The sequence below is a fragment of the Lelliottia sp. JS-SCA-14 genome, assembly GCF_035593345.1.
Lineage (GTDB): Bacteria > Pseudomonadota > Gammaproteobacteria > Enterobacterales > Enterobacteriaceae > Enterobacter > Enterobacter wanjuensis.
On sequence record NZ_CP141606.1, the window covers coordinates 1 to 14,589 of the forward strand.

Below are 14,589 nucleotides of genomic sequence, written 5' to 3' on the forward strand. Positions count from 1 at the left end.
AGTTCGTATCGTAGGCCCGGTAAGCGCTAGCGCCACCGGGCTCATTATTTCAAACAGGTATTCACCGTGCTCAACAAACTCTCTCGTCTGCTGGATGAAGCAGGTATTTCGCTCACCGATCACCAGAAAAATCAGCTGGTGGCCTATGTCGATATGCTGAACAAATGGAACAAGGCGTACAACCTCACGTCGGTACGCGATCCCAACGAGATGCTGATTCGTCATATCCTCGACAGCATTGTGGTGGCGCCTCACCTGCAGGGTGAACGTTTTATCGATGTCGGTACTGGCCCGGGTCTGCCCGGTATTCCGTTATCCATCGTGCGCCCGGAGTGCCATTTCACGCTGCTGGACAGCCTGGGTAAGCGCGTGCGCTTCCTGCGTCAGGTCCAGCATGAGCTGAAGCTCGAGAACATTGAGCCGGTCCAGAGCAGGGTAGAGGCGTTTCCGTCCGAGCCACCGTTCAACGGCGTGATCAGCCGCGCGTTTGCCTCGCTCAACGACATGGTGAGCTGGTGTAAGCATTTGCCTGCGCAGGAAGGCCGTTTTTACGCGCTCAAAGGACTGGTTCCTGACGATGAAATCGCCCAACTCCCTGATGGATATACCGTCGAGTCCATTGTTAAACTGCGAGTACCGCAACTCGATGGTGAACGCCATTTGGTGATAATTAAGCCAAACAATTTTTAAAAATCTTATAAAAAATGCGGAATTCGTGCTGTTCTTAGAGTGTTAAAAAGCAGCACGAAGTCGGGCTTCACCCTGAACTGAATTTAACCTTGTTGTTACCGGGGATTACCCAAACGTTAAACTGAATTCGTTTGTTCACCCAAAAGATAGTCAACACTGAAAATATCAGTCTGCTAAAAGTGGAATTCAGTAACGAGATTGCGATGTTAAATATTTATTAAAAATGTCAATGAAAGGTTTTTGTCGTGTACGGGGCTGTTTTGAAAATAGTTACTGGCATTTGTGTTTAATATCATAAAGATGAATTAAACCAAATTATTGATTTGATAAATATGACCTTATCGTAAATGTGTATTTTGTGATCTTGTGCACGCTTTGTCGCCAACGTTTCTACGCGGTTTGCAGTTTTCCCGGATTACGTGGGGTTTGGCGAAAAGTTAAAAAATAGCGGTGGGGAAAATTATTTAAACATTTATTCACCTTTTCGCTACTTAATGTTTGAATTCACGGGTGCGCACCGTATAATTTGACCGCTTTTTGATGCTTGACTCTGAGCGTTAAAGGACGTTTTATACGACACGCGACATACCTCGAAGGGAGCAGGAGTAAAAACGTGATGTCTGTGTCGCTCTTGAGTCGAAACGTTGCTCGTAAGCTTCTGTTCATTCAGTTTCTGGCTGTGATAGCAAGTGGACTGCTGTTCTGCCTCAAAGACCCCTTCTGGGGCATCTCCGCAGTGTGTGGAGGTTTGGCAGTGGTTTTGCCAAACATGTTGTTTATGATTTTTGCCTGGCGTCATCAGGCGCATACACCTGCCAAAGGCCGCGTGGCCTGGTCCTTCGCTCTTGGCGAAGTGTGTAAGGTGTTGCTGACCTTCGCCTTCCTGGTGGTGGCGCTGGCTGTTTTGAAAGTGGTATTTTTGCCGCTGATCGTGACGTGGGTTTTGGTGCTGGTGGTACAAATTCTGGCGCCAGCTGTAATCAACAACAAAGGGTAAAAGGCATCATGGCTTCAGAAAATATGACGCCGCAGGATTACATAGGTCACCATCTGACGAACCTTCAGATGGACCTGCGTACATTCTCGCTGGTGGATCCGCATAACCCCCCGGCCACCTTCTGGACGCTCAACATTGACTCCATGTTCTTCTCGGTGGTGTTGGGTCTGTTGTTCCTGGCCATGTTCCGTAGCGTTGCTAAAAAGGCGACCAGCGGTGTTCCAGGGAAATTCCAGACGGCTATCGAGTTAGTCATCGGCTTCGTTCATGGCAGCGTCAAAGACATGTATCACGGTAAGAGCAAGCTGATTGCTCCGCTGGCGCTGACTGTCTTCGTCTGGGTCTTCCTGATGAACCTGATGGACCTTCTGCCTATCGACCTGCTGCCGTACATCGGTGAGCATGTTCTCGGCCTGCCGGCACTGCGTGTGGTTCCGTCTGCTGACGTGAACATCACCCTGTCCATGGCGCTGGGCGTATTCATCCTGATTCTTTTCTACAGCATCAAAATGAAAGGCGTAAGCGGCTTTGTGAAAGAGCTTACCTTGCAGCCGTTCAACCACTGGGCGTTCATTCCGGTCAACCTGATCCTGGAAGGCGTAAGCCTGCTGTCCAAACCGGTTTCACTCGGTCTGCGACTGTTCGGTAACATGTATGCGGGTGAGCTGATTTTCATTCTGATCGCGGGTCTTCTGCCGTGGTGGTCACAGTGGATTCTGAATGTGCCATGGGCCATTTTCCACATCCTGATCATTACGCTGCAAGCCTTTATCTTCATGGTTCTGACGATCGTCTATCTGTCGATGGCGTCTGAAGAGCACTGATTTTTTAACCACCACTACTACGTTTTTATTGAAACAAACTGGAGACTGTCATGGAAAACCTGAATATGGATCTGCTGTACATGGCTGCCGCTGTGATGATGGGTCTGGCGGCTATCGGTGCTGCGATCGGTATCGGCATCCTCGGGGGCAAATTCCTGGAAGGCGCTGCGCGTCAACCGGATCTGATTCCTCTGCTGCGTACTCAGTTCTTTATCGTTATGGGTCTGGTGGATGCAATCCCGATGATCGCTGTAGGTCTGGGTCTGTACGTGATGTTTGCTGTCGCGTAACTCGTTTTTAAAAACCCAAGCCACAGAAATTAAAGAGGTATTGTGCTGTGAACATGAACGCAACAATCCTCGGCCAGGCCATCGCGTTTATTCTCTTTGTCTGGTTCTGCATGAAGTATGTATGGCCGCCTTTAATGGCAGCCATCGAGAAACGTCAGAAAGAAATTGCTGACGGTCTGGCTTCCGCAGAGCGCGCTAAGAAAGATTTGGACCTTGCACAGGCCAACGCGACAGACCAGCTGAAAAAAGCGAAAGGTGAAGCTCAGGTAATCATTGAACAGGCTAACAAACGCCGTGCTCAGATCCTGGACGAAGCCAAAGCTGAAGCAGAACAGGAACGTACCAAGATCGTTGCACAAGCTCAGGCTGAAATTGATGCTGAGCGTAAACGTGCTCGTGAAGAACTGCGTAAGCAGGTTGCGATTCTGGCTGTTGCTGGCGCCGAGAAGATCATCGAACGTTCCGTGGATGAAGCTGCTAATAGCGACATCGTGGACAAACTTGTCGCTGAACTGTAAGGAGGGAGGGGCTGATGTCTGAATTTGTTACGGTAGCTCGCCCCTACGCCAAAGCAGCTTTTGACTTTGCTGTCGAACACCAAAATGTCGATCGCTGGCAGGATATGCTGGCGTTTGCCGCTGAGGTAACGAAAAACGAGCAAGTGGCTGAGATGCTTTCCGGTGCGTTAGCACCCGAAACCCTTGCTGCATCGTTTATCGCCATTTGTGGTGAGCAACTGGATGACAACGGCCAGAACCTGATTAAGGTCATGGCTGAAAATGGTCGTCTGCGAGTGCTCCCTGATGTTCTCGAGCAGTTCCAGCACTTACGTGCCCTCAGTGAAGCTACCGCCGAAGTTGAAGTAACCTCTGCGAATGAACTGAGTGAAGAACAGCTTGCGAAGATCTCCGCCGCGATGGAAAAACGTCTGTCACGCAAAGTTAAGCTGAATTGCAAAATCGATAAGTCTGTAATGGCAGGCGTAATCATCCGAGCGGGTGATATGGTCATTGATGGCAGCGTACGCGGCCGTCTTGAACGCCTTGCAGACGTCTTGCAGTCTTAAGGGGACTGGAGCATGCAACTGAATTCCACCGAAATCAGCGAACTGATCAAGCAGCGCATTGCTCAGTTCAGTGTTGTGAGCGAAGCTCATAACGAAGGTACTATTGTTTCTGTAAGTGACGGTGTTATCCGCATCCACGGCCTGGCCGATTGTATGCAGGGTGAGATGATTTCCCTGCCGGGTAACCGTTACGCTATCGCACTGAACCTGGAGCGCGACTCCGTAGGTGCTGTAGTGATGGGTCCGTACGCTGACCTTGCCGAAGGCATGAAAGTCAAATGTACTGGTCGTATTCTGGAAGTTCCAGTCGGCCGTGGCCTGCTGGGTCGCGTGGTGAACACCCTGGGTGCACCAATCGACGGTAAAGGCCCGGTTGATAACGATGGCTTCTCGCCAATCGAAGTTATCGCACCTGGCGTTATCGAACGTCAGTCCGTTGATCAGCCAGTTCAGACGGGTTATAAATCCGTTGATGCCATGATCCCAATCGGTCGTGGTCAGCGTGAACTGATCATCGGTGACCGTCAGACCGGTAAAACCGCGATGGCAATCGATGCGATCATCAACCAGCGCGATTCCGGCATCAAATGTGTGTACGTGGCTATCGGCCAGAAAGCGTCCACCATTTCTAACGTGGTTCGTAAACTGGAAGAGCATGGCGCGCTGTCAAACACCATCGTGGTGGTTGCAACCGCTTCTGAATCTGCTGCACTGCAATACCTGGCACCATATGCCGGTTGTGCAATGGGCGAATACTTCCGTGACCGCGGTGAAGATGCACTGATCGTGTACGATGACCTGTCTAAACAGGCTGTTGCTTACCGTCAGGTTTCCCTGCTGCTCCGTCGTCCACCAGGACGTGAAGCCTTCCCGGGCGACGTATTTTACCTCCACTCCCGTCTGCTGGAGCGCGCATCCCGCGTTAACGCTGAGTACGTTGAGAAGTTCACCAATGGTGAAGTTAAAGGTAAAACCGGCTCCCTGACTGCACTGCCGATTATCGAAACTCAGGCGGGTGACGTTTCTGCGTTCGTTCCGACCAACGTAATTTCCATTACCGATGGTCAGATCTTCCTCGAAACCAACCTGTTCAACTCCGGTATTCGTCCTGCGGTTAACCCAGGGATCTCCGTATCCCGTGTGGGTGGTGCTGCTCAGACTAAGATCATCAAGAAACTGTCCGGTGGTATCCGTACCGCTCTGGCACAGTATCGTGAACTGGCTGCGTTCTCTCAGTTCGCTTCCGATCTGGATGAAGCGACCCGTAAGCAGTTAAGCCATGGTCAGAAAGTGACCGAGCTGCTGAAACAGAAACAGTATGCCCCAATGTCTGTTGCACAACAGGGCCTGGTGCTGTTCGCGGCTGAACGCGGTTACCTCGAAGATGTGGAACTGGCGAAAATCGGTAGCTTTGAAGCCGCACTGCTGGCTTACGTTGACCGTGATCACGCTCCGCTGATGCAAGAGATTAACCAGTCCGGTGGCTATAACGACGAAATCGAAGGCAAGCTGAAAGCTATCCTCGATTCCTTCAAAGCAACCCAGTCCTGGTAACGTCCGGCGGCTTGTCTTAGGACAGGCCGCAAGGCATTGAGGAGAAGCTCATGGCCGGCGCAAAAGAGATACGTAGTAAGATCGCAAGCGTCCAGAACACGCAAAAGATCACTAAAGCGATGGAAATGGTCGCCGCTTCCAAAATGCGTAAATCGCAGGAGCGCATGGCGGCCAGCCGTCCTTATGCAGATACCATGCGCAAAGTGATTGGTCACCTTGCGAACGGTAATCTGGAATATAAGCATCCTTACCTGGAAGAACGCGACGTTAAACGCGTGGGCTACCTGGTGGTGTCTACCGACCGTGGTCTGTGCGGTGGCTTGAACATTAACCTGTTCAAAAAGCTGCTGGCTGAAATGAAAGTCTGGTCCGACAAAGGCGTTCAGAGCGATATCGCGATGATCGGCTCCAAGGGCGTTTCTTTCTTTAATTCAGTAGGTGGCAACATTGTCGCTCAGGTGACCGGCATGGGTGATAACCCGTCCCTGTCCGAACTGATCGGCCCGGTAAAAGTGATGTTGCAGGCCTACGATGAAGGCCGTCTGGACAGACTGTACGTTGTCAGCAACAAATTTATTAATACCATGTCTCAGGTTCCGACCCTCACTCAGCTGCTGCCATTGCCGGCATCAGAAGATGAAGAGTTAAAACATAAAGCCTGGGATTACCTGTATGAACCCGATCCGAAACCGCTGCTGGATACCCTGCTGCGTCGTTACGTTGAATCTCAGGTTTATCAGGGCGTGGTAGAAAACCTGGCCAGCGAGCAGGCCGCACGTATGGTGGCGATGAAAGCCGCGACCGACAATGGCGGCAGCCTGATTAAAGAGCTGCAGTTGGTATACAACAAAGCTCGTCAGGCCAGCATTACTCAGGAACTCACCGAAATCGTCGGTGGTGCATCCGCGGTATAACCAGGTTAATTCGTAGAGGATTCAAGATGGCTACTGGAAAAATTGTCCAGGTAATCGGCGCCGTGGTTGACGTCGAATTCCCTCAGGATGCCGTACCGCGCGTGTACGATGCTCTTGAGGTTCAGAATGGTAATGAGAGCCTGGTGCTGGAAGTTCAGCAGCAGCTCGGTGGTGGTATCGTGCGTACCATCGCCATGGGTTCTTCTGACGGTCTGCGTCGTGGTCTGGAAGTTAAAGACCTTGAGCACCCGATCGAAGTCCCGGTTGGTAAAGCAACGCTGGGTCGTATCATGAACGTGCTCGGTCAGCCGATCGACATGAAAGGCGACATCGGCGAAGAAGAGCGTTGGGCGATTCACCGCGAAGCGCCTTCCTACGAAGAGCTGTCAAGCTCTCAGGAACTGCTGGAAACCGGTATCAAAGTAATGGACCTGATCTGCCCGTTTGCAAAAGGCGGTAAAGTCGGTCTGTTCGGTGGTGCGGGTGTAGGTAAAACCGTAAACATGATGGAGCTGATCCGTAACATCGCGATCGAGCACTCCGGTTACTCCGTGTTTGCAGGTGTGGGTGAGCGTACTCGTGAGGGTAACGACTTCTACCACGAAATGACCGACTCCAACGTTCTGGATAAAGTATCCCTGGTTTACGGCCAGATGAACGAGCCACCAGGAAACCGTCTGCGTGTGGCACTGACCGGCCTGACTATGGCTGAGAAGTTCCGTGACGAAGGTCGTGACGTACTGCTGTTCGTTGATAACATCTACCGTTACACCCTGGCCGGTACTGAAGTATCTGCACTGCTGGGCCGTATGCCATCAGCGGTAGGTTATCAGCCGACTCTGGCGGAAGAGATGGGCGTTCTGCAGGAACGTATCACTTCTACCAAAACCGGTTCTATCACCTCCGTACAGGCGGTATACGTACCTGCGGATGACTTGACTGACCCATCTCCAGCCACCACCTTTGCTCACTTAGATGCAACCGTGGTACTGAGCCGTCAGATCGCGTCTCTGGGTATCTACCCGGCCGTTGACCCGCTGGACTCCACCAGCCGTCAGCTGGATCCACTGGTTGTTGGTCAGGAACACTACGACACCGCGCGTGGCGTTCAGTCCATCCTGCAGCGTTACCAGGAACTGAAAGACATCATCGCGATCCTGGGTATGGACGAACTGTCTGAAGAAGACAAACTGGTGGTAGCACGTGCGCGTAAGATTCAGCGCTTCCTGTCCCAGCCGTTCTTCGTTGCAGAAGTCTTTACCGGTTCTCCGGGTAAATTCGTATCGCTGAAAGATACCATCCGTGGCTTTAAAGGCATCATGGAAGGCGAATACGATCACCTGCCAGAGCAGGCGTTCTATATGGTTGGCACCATCGATGAAGCTGTCGAGAAAGCCAAAAAACTTTAACGCCTTTATCGGAGGGTGATATGGCAATGACTTACCACCTGGACGTCGTCAGCGCAGAGCAACAAATGTTCTCTGGTCTGGTCGAGAAAATCCAGGTAACGGGCAGTGAAGGTGAACTGGGTATTTTCCCAGGGCACGCACCGCTGCTCACCGCCATTAAGCCTGGTATGATCCGCATCGTAAAACAGTTCGGTCATGAAGAGTTTATCTATCTGTCCGGCGGCATTCTTGAAGTGCAGCCTGGTAGTGTGACCGTTCTTGCTGATACCGCTATTCGTGGACAGGATCTCGACGAAGCACGAGCTCTGGAAGCGAAGCGTAAAGCAGAAGAGCACATTAAGAGCTCTCATGGCGACGTGGATTACGCACAGGCCTCAGCTGAGCTGGCTAAAGCGATCGCAAAACTGCGCGTTATCGAGTTGACCAAAAAAGCGATGTAACACCGGCTTGAAAAACACAAAAGCCAGTCTGGTTTTCAGACTGGCTTTTTTTATGGCTGCGTTTCAGATTTTAAGGAACTGAAAAGGTGTTTTAATATTTTGTGATTTTCGTCACAAAAATATTGATCGGTTAAATGTTGAGGAGTAGACTTCTTTTTGTGATGTGTGTCACATAATTAAATCCAACAACAGGGGATACCCACATGAAACTGATCAATAAAGTCATCGCTCTCTTCAGCAACATGAACGTCTCTTTCGGTACGTTCAACCTGTAATCTGCTGTATGCCGAGTGGCGCCACGCTTACCGTGTGATAAGCGAAGCGCCATCTGGCAGCACTTCCCCGCCGTTATTCACGCTCTTCCCGTCTGCGATAAAATAGTTCGTCCCATCAATATTCCCGATCACCGCATCGTCATAGCGACCAGGCTGCGTGCGCACGGATTTGTTGGCGCTGAAAATGCCTTGTGTTGAAGCATCCCCATACGGGCTCGGACGGAAGATAAAGTTAAAGCGCTGATTGTCCACCGCCACATTGTTGGTCACCACCAGCTTGCCGGGATTGAAGTTGTCGGTAAAACCATCCAGCTGATTCCCTTCCGCCTTGCTGTTTCGCACCTCATGCGCCACCGGCTGCCCTTCTCCGCCGAGTTTAAATCCGTTGCTGGTGTTGTTGCGGGCGATTGAATTCTCGATCACCACAACCCCGTTCGCACCGTCCTCGATCTTATTGAACAGGTCGAAACCGTCGTCGATGTTGTCGTGGGAATAGCAGTTCTCCAGACGATTGCCCTCACCCACGCGCATCTTCACGGCAAAACCATCGGCGTTGATTTTGCCGGGATCGACATTGGCGTAAGACTCAGAATGTATTACCCGGTTATGGCTTGCCCATAGTGCCCGGCCCACGTTGTCCGGGGACGATATCTGAATGCCCGTATCGTCGTTTCGGTAGGCGGTCACATTCTCAATCAGGTTGTGGCTGCCCTGAATGCGCAGGCTTTTGTCGGTAATGTCGATGCCCTTGATGTGCCAGTAGCTGGCATCCACCAGCAGACCATGAATCACGGCCTTGCCGTCTGCCTGCAATGTTTTGCTTAGATCGGCATTGCCGCTGGCAGCCAGTGGGATCTCGCTGCGCGGATACTCTCCGGCTTTGAGGATAATCGTTCCGCCAGGTGCGAGCAGATCAATTGCGGAGGCTAAATCCAGCGGCGAGGCGAGCGTACCTTTCCCGTCGGCTTTGCCGTCAGGGGCGGCGTGCAGCGTCGTAGCCGTAAATCCATCCACCTTTTCAACGCTAAATGGCTGATGAATGGTTTCGCCGCTGGCGGGCGTAAAGCTCAGGCTGAAGGCGTTATTTTCCGTCAGAGTCGCTGGCAGGCCGTACATCTCTCCGGCTTTCACCGCTTTATCGTTACCGATCACCACTTCGTTCTGACGCACACTGAAAACACCGTCATGGTTCGCACGCGCCTGAACGAGGTACTTATCCGATGTACTTTTCCCTGAGGATGCCAGCTGCACCACCGTCGGGAGTGCTTTGGCCTGCCAGGGTTTTGAAGATATGGTTTCTGCGGCGGAGGTGGTCAGTGAGGCGTTCGATACGGTGATTTTGGCGTTACGCGAGGCGAAAAAGCCGACGTAATAGCGATCTTTATTTTGCACAGCGATCAGGTCCGCACGCGGTACGCTTTGGCTCACCCACGCGTCACTCCCGACGGGCGACCAGGCGGTGATAAAGCCGTCGTTAGTCCGCTGCAGTTTCAGACGGAATTCCGGCGTCTGGCTCAGGTCGATCTCTTCTTTATAGCTCTGCTTTTTGATCGCTGCGCCCGCGTTACCCCAGGGCTGGGAAATCCCTTCGCGGGTGATGGCCTGCATTTTGACCCGCTGGTGGTCCTTTTTATCCTGGGTCATGATTGCATTCATCACCAGGTTTGAGGCGGCCGGAAATTCTTCATAGCCCTCTTTCAGCGGCTGCTGGCGTGGCACGCCAATCACGTCCCGCACCAGCAGCCCTGCGCCCTCCTGCGCGGCAGGTTTTGCGCCATTCTCCGGGCCAAACTGCTCAACTTTAACGGTGGCCAGCAATTCGAAATTCTCACGAGTCGGCAGCTCGGTATAGAAAAAGGTTAACCCGTCGTGTGAGTTGGCGATCTTGCCGCCCCGGCTTTCAATGGTGATGGGTTTTGAGAGATCGGCGGTGTCCTGCGGCGTCAGTTTTTTGCCGTCGATGGTCACGTCGTTGACGCCGATTTTTTCCGGCAACACGTTAGAGGAAAAATTCAGATCGGTAGACTGCCCAAAGGCAATCGCTTTCCAGACGTGCTGCCCGGCAGCCGAGACAGCAAAGGAGCTACACATCATTAGGGCCAGAGGTATTTTATAGTTCATCTTATTCTCCTGATTGATAAGTGAGCGCCATTATCATCAAGATGAAACAGTGTTTCTTTTTTAAGTGTCACAATATTGAATAATTAAAACGCTGTTTTGCTTTAAGCGGATCTTTATTCTTGAGGCGAAAAAATCGCTAACCTGTTGTGAACCCTTGCGACTTGCCTTAAGAAAGCTATTTTCCAGAGAAAAAGTGATTTACTCTGACCGCAAAACTATCCTCAAATAGCGAATATCGCCGGATGTTGAACGTTTTACGAGCGGTCCATTTTATGACGCAAAATATGTAGAATTTTCAACGTCAAAGGGTTTTACTTCTCACTCAAATTACAGTCAGGACGCGTATGTTGAACAATACGATGAGCGTGGTCATCCTTGCCGCTGGCAAAGGCACCCGCATGTATTCCGATCTTCCTAAGGTGCTTCACACACTGGCAGGAAAGCCAATGGTGCAGCATGTCATTGATGCCGCAGGGGAACTTGGCGCAAGCAAGGTCCATCTGGTGTATGGCCACGGCGGCGATCTGCTCAAGCAAACGCTGCGCGATGACAAACTCAACTGGGTCCTTCAGGCAGAACAGCTGGGAACGGGCCATGCGATGCAGCAGGCCGCGCCGTTCTTTGCGGATGACGAAGACATTCTGATGCTCTACGGCGATGTCCCGCTGATCGCAGTAGAAACCCTGACGCGCCTGCGTGAAGCCAAACCGCAGGGCGGCATCGGTTTATTGACTGTTAAACTCGACGATCCGACAGGCTATGGCCGCATCACCCGTGAAAACGGCAAAGTGACCGGCATCGTTGAGCACAAAGATGCGACTGACGAACAGCGTCAGATTCAGGAAATCAATACCGGTATCCTGATCGCCAACGGCGCGGACATGAAACGCTGGCTGGCAAAACTGAACAACAATAATGCCCAGGGTGAATACTACATCACCGATATCATTGCTCTGGCGCACCACGAAGGAAATGAGATCGTGGCGGTTCATCCCGATCGCCTGAGCGAAGTGGAAGGCGTGAACAATCGTCTGCAGCTCTCTCGTCTTGAGCGCGTTTACCAGTCCGAGCAGGCGGAAAAACTGCTGCTGGCGGGCGTGATGCTGCGCGATCCGGCGCGTTTTGATCTGCGCGGGGCGCTGAATCATGGGCGCGATGTGGAAATCGACACTAACGTTATTATTGAAGGTCAGGTCACGCTTGGGAATCGCGTCAAAATCGGTACCGGGTGTGTGATTAAAAACAGCGTGATTGGCGATGACTGCGAAATCAGTCCGTACAGCGTGGTGGAAGATTCACATCTGGAAGCGGCCTGCACCATCGGCCCGTTCGCGCGTCTGCGTCCTGGCGCCGAGCTGCTGGAAGGTGCGCACGTGGGCAACTTCGTTGAGATGAAAAAAGCGCGTCTCGGCAAGGGCTCGAAAGCGGGTCATCTGAGCTATCTGGGCGACGCGGAAATTGGCGACAACGTGAACATCGGTGCGGGTACGATCACCTGTAACTACGATGGCGCGAACAAGTTTAAAACCATTATCGGTGATGATGTGTTTGTCGGCTCCGACACGCAGCTGGTGGCGCCGGTCACCGTCGGTAAGGGTGTGACCATCGCCGCCGGAACGACCGTGACGCGCGATGTGGCGGATAATGAGCTGGTGCTCAGCCGCGTACCGCAGGTGCATAAGCAAGGCTGGCAGCGTCCGGTGAAGAAGAAGTAACAACCAGGCGGGTGGCGCTTCGCTTACCCGCCCTACCATTTTGTCTGTCGGCATCGCCGATGGATGTGGGATGAGGGGATAACATAATCCTCCGCCCAAAGGCAGTACCTAAAAATATAACCCCACTCTCTACAAGGCTCGGGGCGCCCTAAAAGGGCAATACAGGTCAGCGACAACGCATGGCATTACGCCATTATCAGGAAATCTAACTATGTGTGGAATTGTTGGCGCAGTTGCGCAGCGTGATATTGCTGAAATCCTTCTCGAAGGTTTACGTCGTCTGGAATACCGTGGCTATGACTCTGCCGGTCTGGCAGTAGTGGATGCAGAAGGTCATATGACCCGTCTGCGCCGTCTCGGTAAAGTGCAAATGCTGGCGCAAGCCGCGGAAGAAACTCCGCTGCACGGCGGAACCGGTATCGCACACACCCGCTGGGCAACCCACGGCGAACCGTCTGAAGGCAACGCCCACCCGCATGTGTCTGAACACATTGTGGTGGTGCATAACGGCATTATCGAAAACCACGAACCGCTGCGCGAAGAGTTGAAAGCGCGTGGCTACACCTTTGTCTCTGAAACTGACACCGAAGTTATCGCTCACCTGGTTCACTGGGAGCTGGAGCAGGGCGGTACGCTGCGCGAAGCGGTGCTGCGCGCCATTCCTCAGCTACGCGGCGCGTACGGTACAGTGATCATGGATTCTCGCGATCCGAGCACTCTGCTGGCGGCACGTTCCGGTAGCCCGATGGTCATCGGTATGGGGATGGGCGAGAACTTCATCGCTTCCGATCAGCTGGCACTCCTGCCGGTCACCCGTCGTTTTATCTTCCTCGAAGAGGGCGATATCGCGGAAGTGACCCGTCGCAGCGTGACGGTCTTTGATAAATCCGGCGCGCAGGTGAAGCGTCAGGAGATCGAATCGAATCTGCAGTACGATGCGGGCGACAAAGGCGCGTACCGTCACTACATGCAGAAAGAGATCTACGAGCAGCCGAACGCCATCAAGAACACCCTGACCGGGCGCATCAGCCACGGCGAGGTGGATCTGAGCGAGCTGGGCGCGAACGCCAACGAGATGCTGGCGAAGGTCGAGCATATCCAGATTGTGGCCTGCGGCACCTCTTACAACTCAGGTATGGTTTCGCGCTACTGGTTTGAAGCCCTGGCGGGCGTGCCGTGCGATGTCGAAATCGCCTCGGAATTCCGCTACCGCAAATCTGCCGTGCGCCGTAACAGCCTGATGATCACCCTTTCCCAGTCCGGTGAAACGGCGGATACCCTGGCGGCCCTGCGTCTGTCGAAAGAGCTGGGCTATCTCGGTTCTCTGGCGATCTGTAACGTCCCTGGCTCGTCGCTAGTGCGTGAATCCGATCTGGCGCTGATGACCAAAGCGGGCACTGAAATCGGCGTGGCATCGACCAAAGCCTTCACCACTCAGCTGACCGTGCTGTTGATGCTGGTGGCGAAACTGGCGCGTCTGAAAGGCCAGGATGCGTCCATTGAGCAGGATATCGTTCACGGGCTGCAGGCGCTGCCGAGCCGTATCGAGCAGATGCTCTCCCAGGACAAGCGCATCGAAGCGCTGGCAGAAGATTTCTCTGACAAACACCACGCCCTGTTCCTTGGCCGTGGCGATCAGTACCCAATCGCGCTGGAAGGCGCACTGAAGCTGAAAGAGATCTCTTACATCCATGCGGAAGCCTACGCCGCAGGCGAGCTGAAACACGGCCCGCTGGCGCTGATTGACGCGGATATGCCGGTGATCGTGGTTGCCCCGAACAACGAACTGCTGGAAAAACTGAAATCGAATATCGAAGAAGTGCGCGCCCGTGGCGGCCAGCTGTACGTCTTCGCCGATCAGGATGCCGGGTTTGTCAGCAACGACAACATGCACATTATCGAGATGCCGCATGTTGAAGAGGTGATTGCCCCGATCTTCTACACCGTTCCGCTGCAGCTGCTGGCGTATCACGTCGCGCTGATCAAAGGCACCGACGTCGACCAGCCGCGTAACCTGGCGAAGTCCGTCACCGTAGAATAATCCCTTCAGGCTCCACCTTCGGGTGGAGCTTTTTTTATCCCTTCCCGACGTTTTTATTTATGACAATCTGTCATCTTCAGCTACTTTTTTCAGTGTCACAGAAAGAAAATTTTTCTGAAATCGCACTGTCATATAAGCGGCTAACACGATGATTATTAATGCTAATTTTGCAGATTCTTAAGTGAAACTTTCAGTGTCATAAAACTGTCATAATTCGTACATTTATCTGTCACCTGTTTGTCCTATTTTGCTC

General features: G+C 52.6%; 13 protein-coding genes. 12 read left to right on the top strand and 1 reads right to left on the bottom strand.

Annotated features, from left to right (window positions below; genetic code table 11):
* Positions 1-66: 66 nt before the first annotated feature.
* The 10 genes from rsmG (at position 67) to U9O48_RS00050 (ending at position 8,184) form a co-directional block, all read left to right on the top strand.
* Positions 67-690: a 16S rRNA (guanine(527)-N(7))-methyltransferase RsmG gene (rsmG, locus tag U9O48_RS00005; protein ID WP_285151076.1), complete on the top strand. Its 624-nt coding sequence runs from the start codon at positions 67-69 to the stop codon at positions 688-690.
* A gap of 616 nt (positions 691-1,306) precedes the next feature.
* On the top strand, positions 1,307-1,687 hold the full coding sequence (gene atpI / locus U9O48_RS00010; RefSeq protein ID WP_282494076.1) for a F0F1 ATP synthase subunit I: 381 nt from the start codon (positions 1,307-1,309) through the stop codon (positions 1,685-1,687).
* A gap of 8 nt (positions 1,688-1,695) precedes the next feature.
* On the top strand, positions 1,696-2,511 hold the full coding sequence (gene atpB, locus U9O48_RS00015; RefSeq protein WP_282494075.1) for a F0F1 ATP synthase subunit A: 816 nt from the start codon (positions 1,696-1,698) through the stop codon (positions 2,509-2,511).
* A gap of 50 nt (positions 2,512-2,561) precedes the next feature.
* On the top strand, positions 2,562-2,801 hold the full coding sequence (gene atpE / locus U9O48_RS00020) for a F0F1 ATP synthase subunit C (RefSeq protein WP_000429386.1): 240 nt from the start codon (positions 2,562-2,564) through the stop codon (positions 2,799-2,801).
* A 47-nt stretch (positions 2,802-2,848) separates the two neighbouring features.
* A complete protein-coding gene (gene atpF / locus U9O48_RS00025; RefSeq protein ID WP_095284091.1) occupies positions 2,849-3,319 on the top strand; it encodes a F0F1 ATP synthase subunit B in 471 nt (156 codons plus the stop codon).
* A 14-nt stretch (positions 3,320-3,333) separates the two neighbouring features.
* Positions 3,334-3,867 (top strand): F0F1 ATP synthase subunit delta, encoded by a 534-nt coding sequence (gene atpH, locus U9O48_RS00030; protein WP_282494074.1) that lies wholly within the window; start codon positions 3,334-3,336, stop codon positions 3,865-3,867.
* A 12-nt stretch (positions 3,868-3,879) separates the two neighbouring features.
* Positions 3,880-5,421 carry a F0F1 ATP synthase subunit alpha gene (gene atpA, locus U9O48_RS00035; protein WP_100778298.1) on the top strand — a complete coding sequence of 514 codons (1,542 nt, stop codon included), beginning with the start codon at positions 3,880-3,882 and terminating at the stop codon, positions 5,419-5,421.
* Between the two features lie 50 nt (positions 5,422-5,471).
* Positions 5,472-6,335: a F0F1 ATP synthase subunit gamma gene (atpG, locus tag U9O48_RS00040; RefSeq protein WP_095284095.1), complete on the top strand. Its 864-nt coding sequence runs from the start codon at positions 5,472-5,474 to the stop codon at positions 6,333-6,335.
* Between the two features lie 26 nt (positions 6,336-6,361).
* The gene (gene atpD / locus U9O48_RS00045) at positions 6,362-7,744 is read left to right on the top strand and encodes a F0F1 ATP synthase subunit beta (protein WP_095284097.1); all 1,383 of its coding nucleotides are present in this window, start codon (positions 6,362-6,364) and stop codon (positions 7,742-7,744) included.
* 20 nt (positions 7,745-7,764) lie between these two features.
* Positions 7,765-8,184, top strand: coding sequence for a F0F1 ATP synthase subunit epsilon (locus U9O48_RS00050; RefSeq protein ID WP_003023809.1), 420 nt, complete (start codon positions 7,765-7,767; stop codon positions 8,182-8,184).
* A gap of 302 nt (positions 8,185-8,486) precedes the next feature.
* Here U9O48_RS00050 and U9O48_RS00055 read toward each other — a convergent pair whose 3' ends face one another.
* Positions 8,487-10,580: a right-handed parallel beta-helix repeat-containing protein gene (locus U9O48_RS00055; protein ID WP_324723258.1), complete on the bottom strand. Its 2,094-nt coding sequence runs from the start codon at positions 10,578-10,580 to the stop codon at positions 8,487-8,489.
* 344 nt (positions 10,581-10,924) lie between these two features.
* Between U9O48_RS00055 and glmU the strand changes: the two genes are divergently transcribed.
* Both glmU and glmS read left to right on the top strand, forming a co-directional pair.
* Complete coding sequence (glmU, locus tag U9O48_RS00060; protein WP_285151074.1) at positions 10,925-12,295, top strand: bifunctional UDP-N-acetylglucosamine diphosphorylase/glucosamine-1-phosphate N-acetyltransferase GlmU; 1,371 nt, start codon at positions 10,925-10,927, stop codon at positions 12,293-12,295.
* A 211-nt stretch (positions 12,296-12,506) separates the two neighbouring features.
* Positions 12,507-14,336: a glutamine--fructose-6-phosphate transaminase (isomerizing) gene (gene glmS / locus U9O48_RS00065; RefSeq protein ID WP_285155066.1), complete on the top strand. Its 1,830-nt coding sequence runs from the start codon at positions 12,507-12,509 to the stop codon at positions 14,334-14,336.
* Positions 14,337-14,589: the final 253 nt, after the last annotated feature.

What these genes read in the sequence shown, in the direction of transcription:
- atpI (WP_282494076.1), top strand. Translation starts at nt 1,307, where the DNA reads ATGTCTGTGTCGCTCTTGAGTCGAAACGTTGCTCGTAAGCTTCTGTTC.
- atpB (WP_282494075.1), top strand. Translation starts at nt 1,696, where the DNA reads ATGGCTTCAGAAAATATGACGCCGCAGGATTACATAGGTCACCATCTG.
- atpE (WP_000429386.1), top strand. Translation starts at nt 2,562, where the DNA reads ATGGAAAACCTGAATATGGATCTGCTGTACATGGCTGCCGCTGTGATG.
- atpH (WP_282494074.1), top strand. Translation starts at nt 3,334, where the DNA reads ATGTCTGAATTTGTTACGGTAGCTCGCCCCTACGCCAAAGCAGCTTTT.
- atpA (WP_100778298.1), top strand. Translation starts at nt 3,880, where the DNA reads ATGCAACTGAATTCCACCGAAATCAGCGAACTGATCAAGCAGCGCATT.
- atpG (WP_095284095.1), top strand. Translation starts at nt 5,472, where the DNA reads ATGGCCGGCGCAAAAGAGATACGTAGTAAGATCGCAAGCGTCCAGAAC.
- atpD (WP_095284097.1), top strand. Translation starts at nt 6,362, where the DNA reads ATGGCTACTGGAAAAATTGTCCAGGTAATCGGCGCCGTGGTTGACGTC.
- U9O48_RS00050 (WP_003023809.1), top strand. Translation starts at nt 7,765, where the DNA reads ATGGCAATGACTTACCACCTGGACGTCGTCAGCGCAGAGCAACAAATG.
- U9O48_RS00055 (WP_324723258.1), bottom strand. Translation starts at nt 10,580, where the DNA reads ATGAACTATAAAATACCTCTGGCCCTAATGATGTGTAGCTCCTTTGCT.
- glmU (WP_285151074.1), top strand. Translation starts at nt 10,925, where the DNA reads ATGTTGAACAATACGATGAGCGTGGTCATCCTTGCCGCTGGCAAAGGC.
- glmS (WP_285155066.1), top strand. Translation starts at nt 12,507, where the DNA reads ATGTGTGGAATTGTTGGCGCAGTTGCGCAGCGTGATATTGCTGAAATC.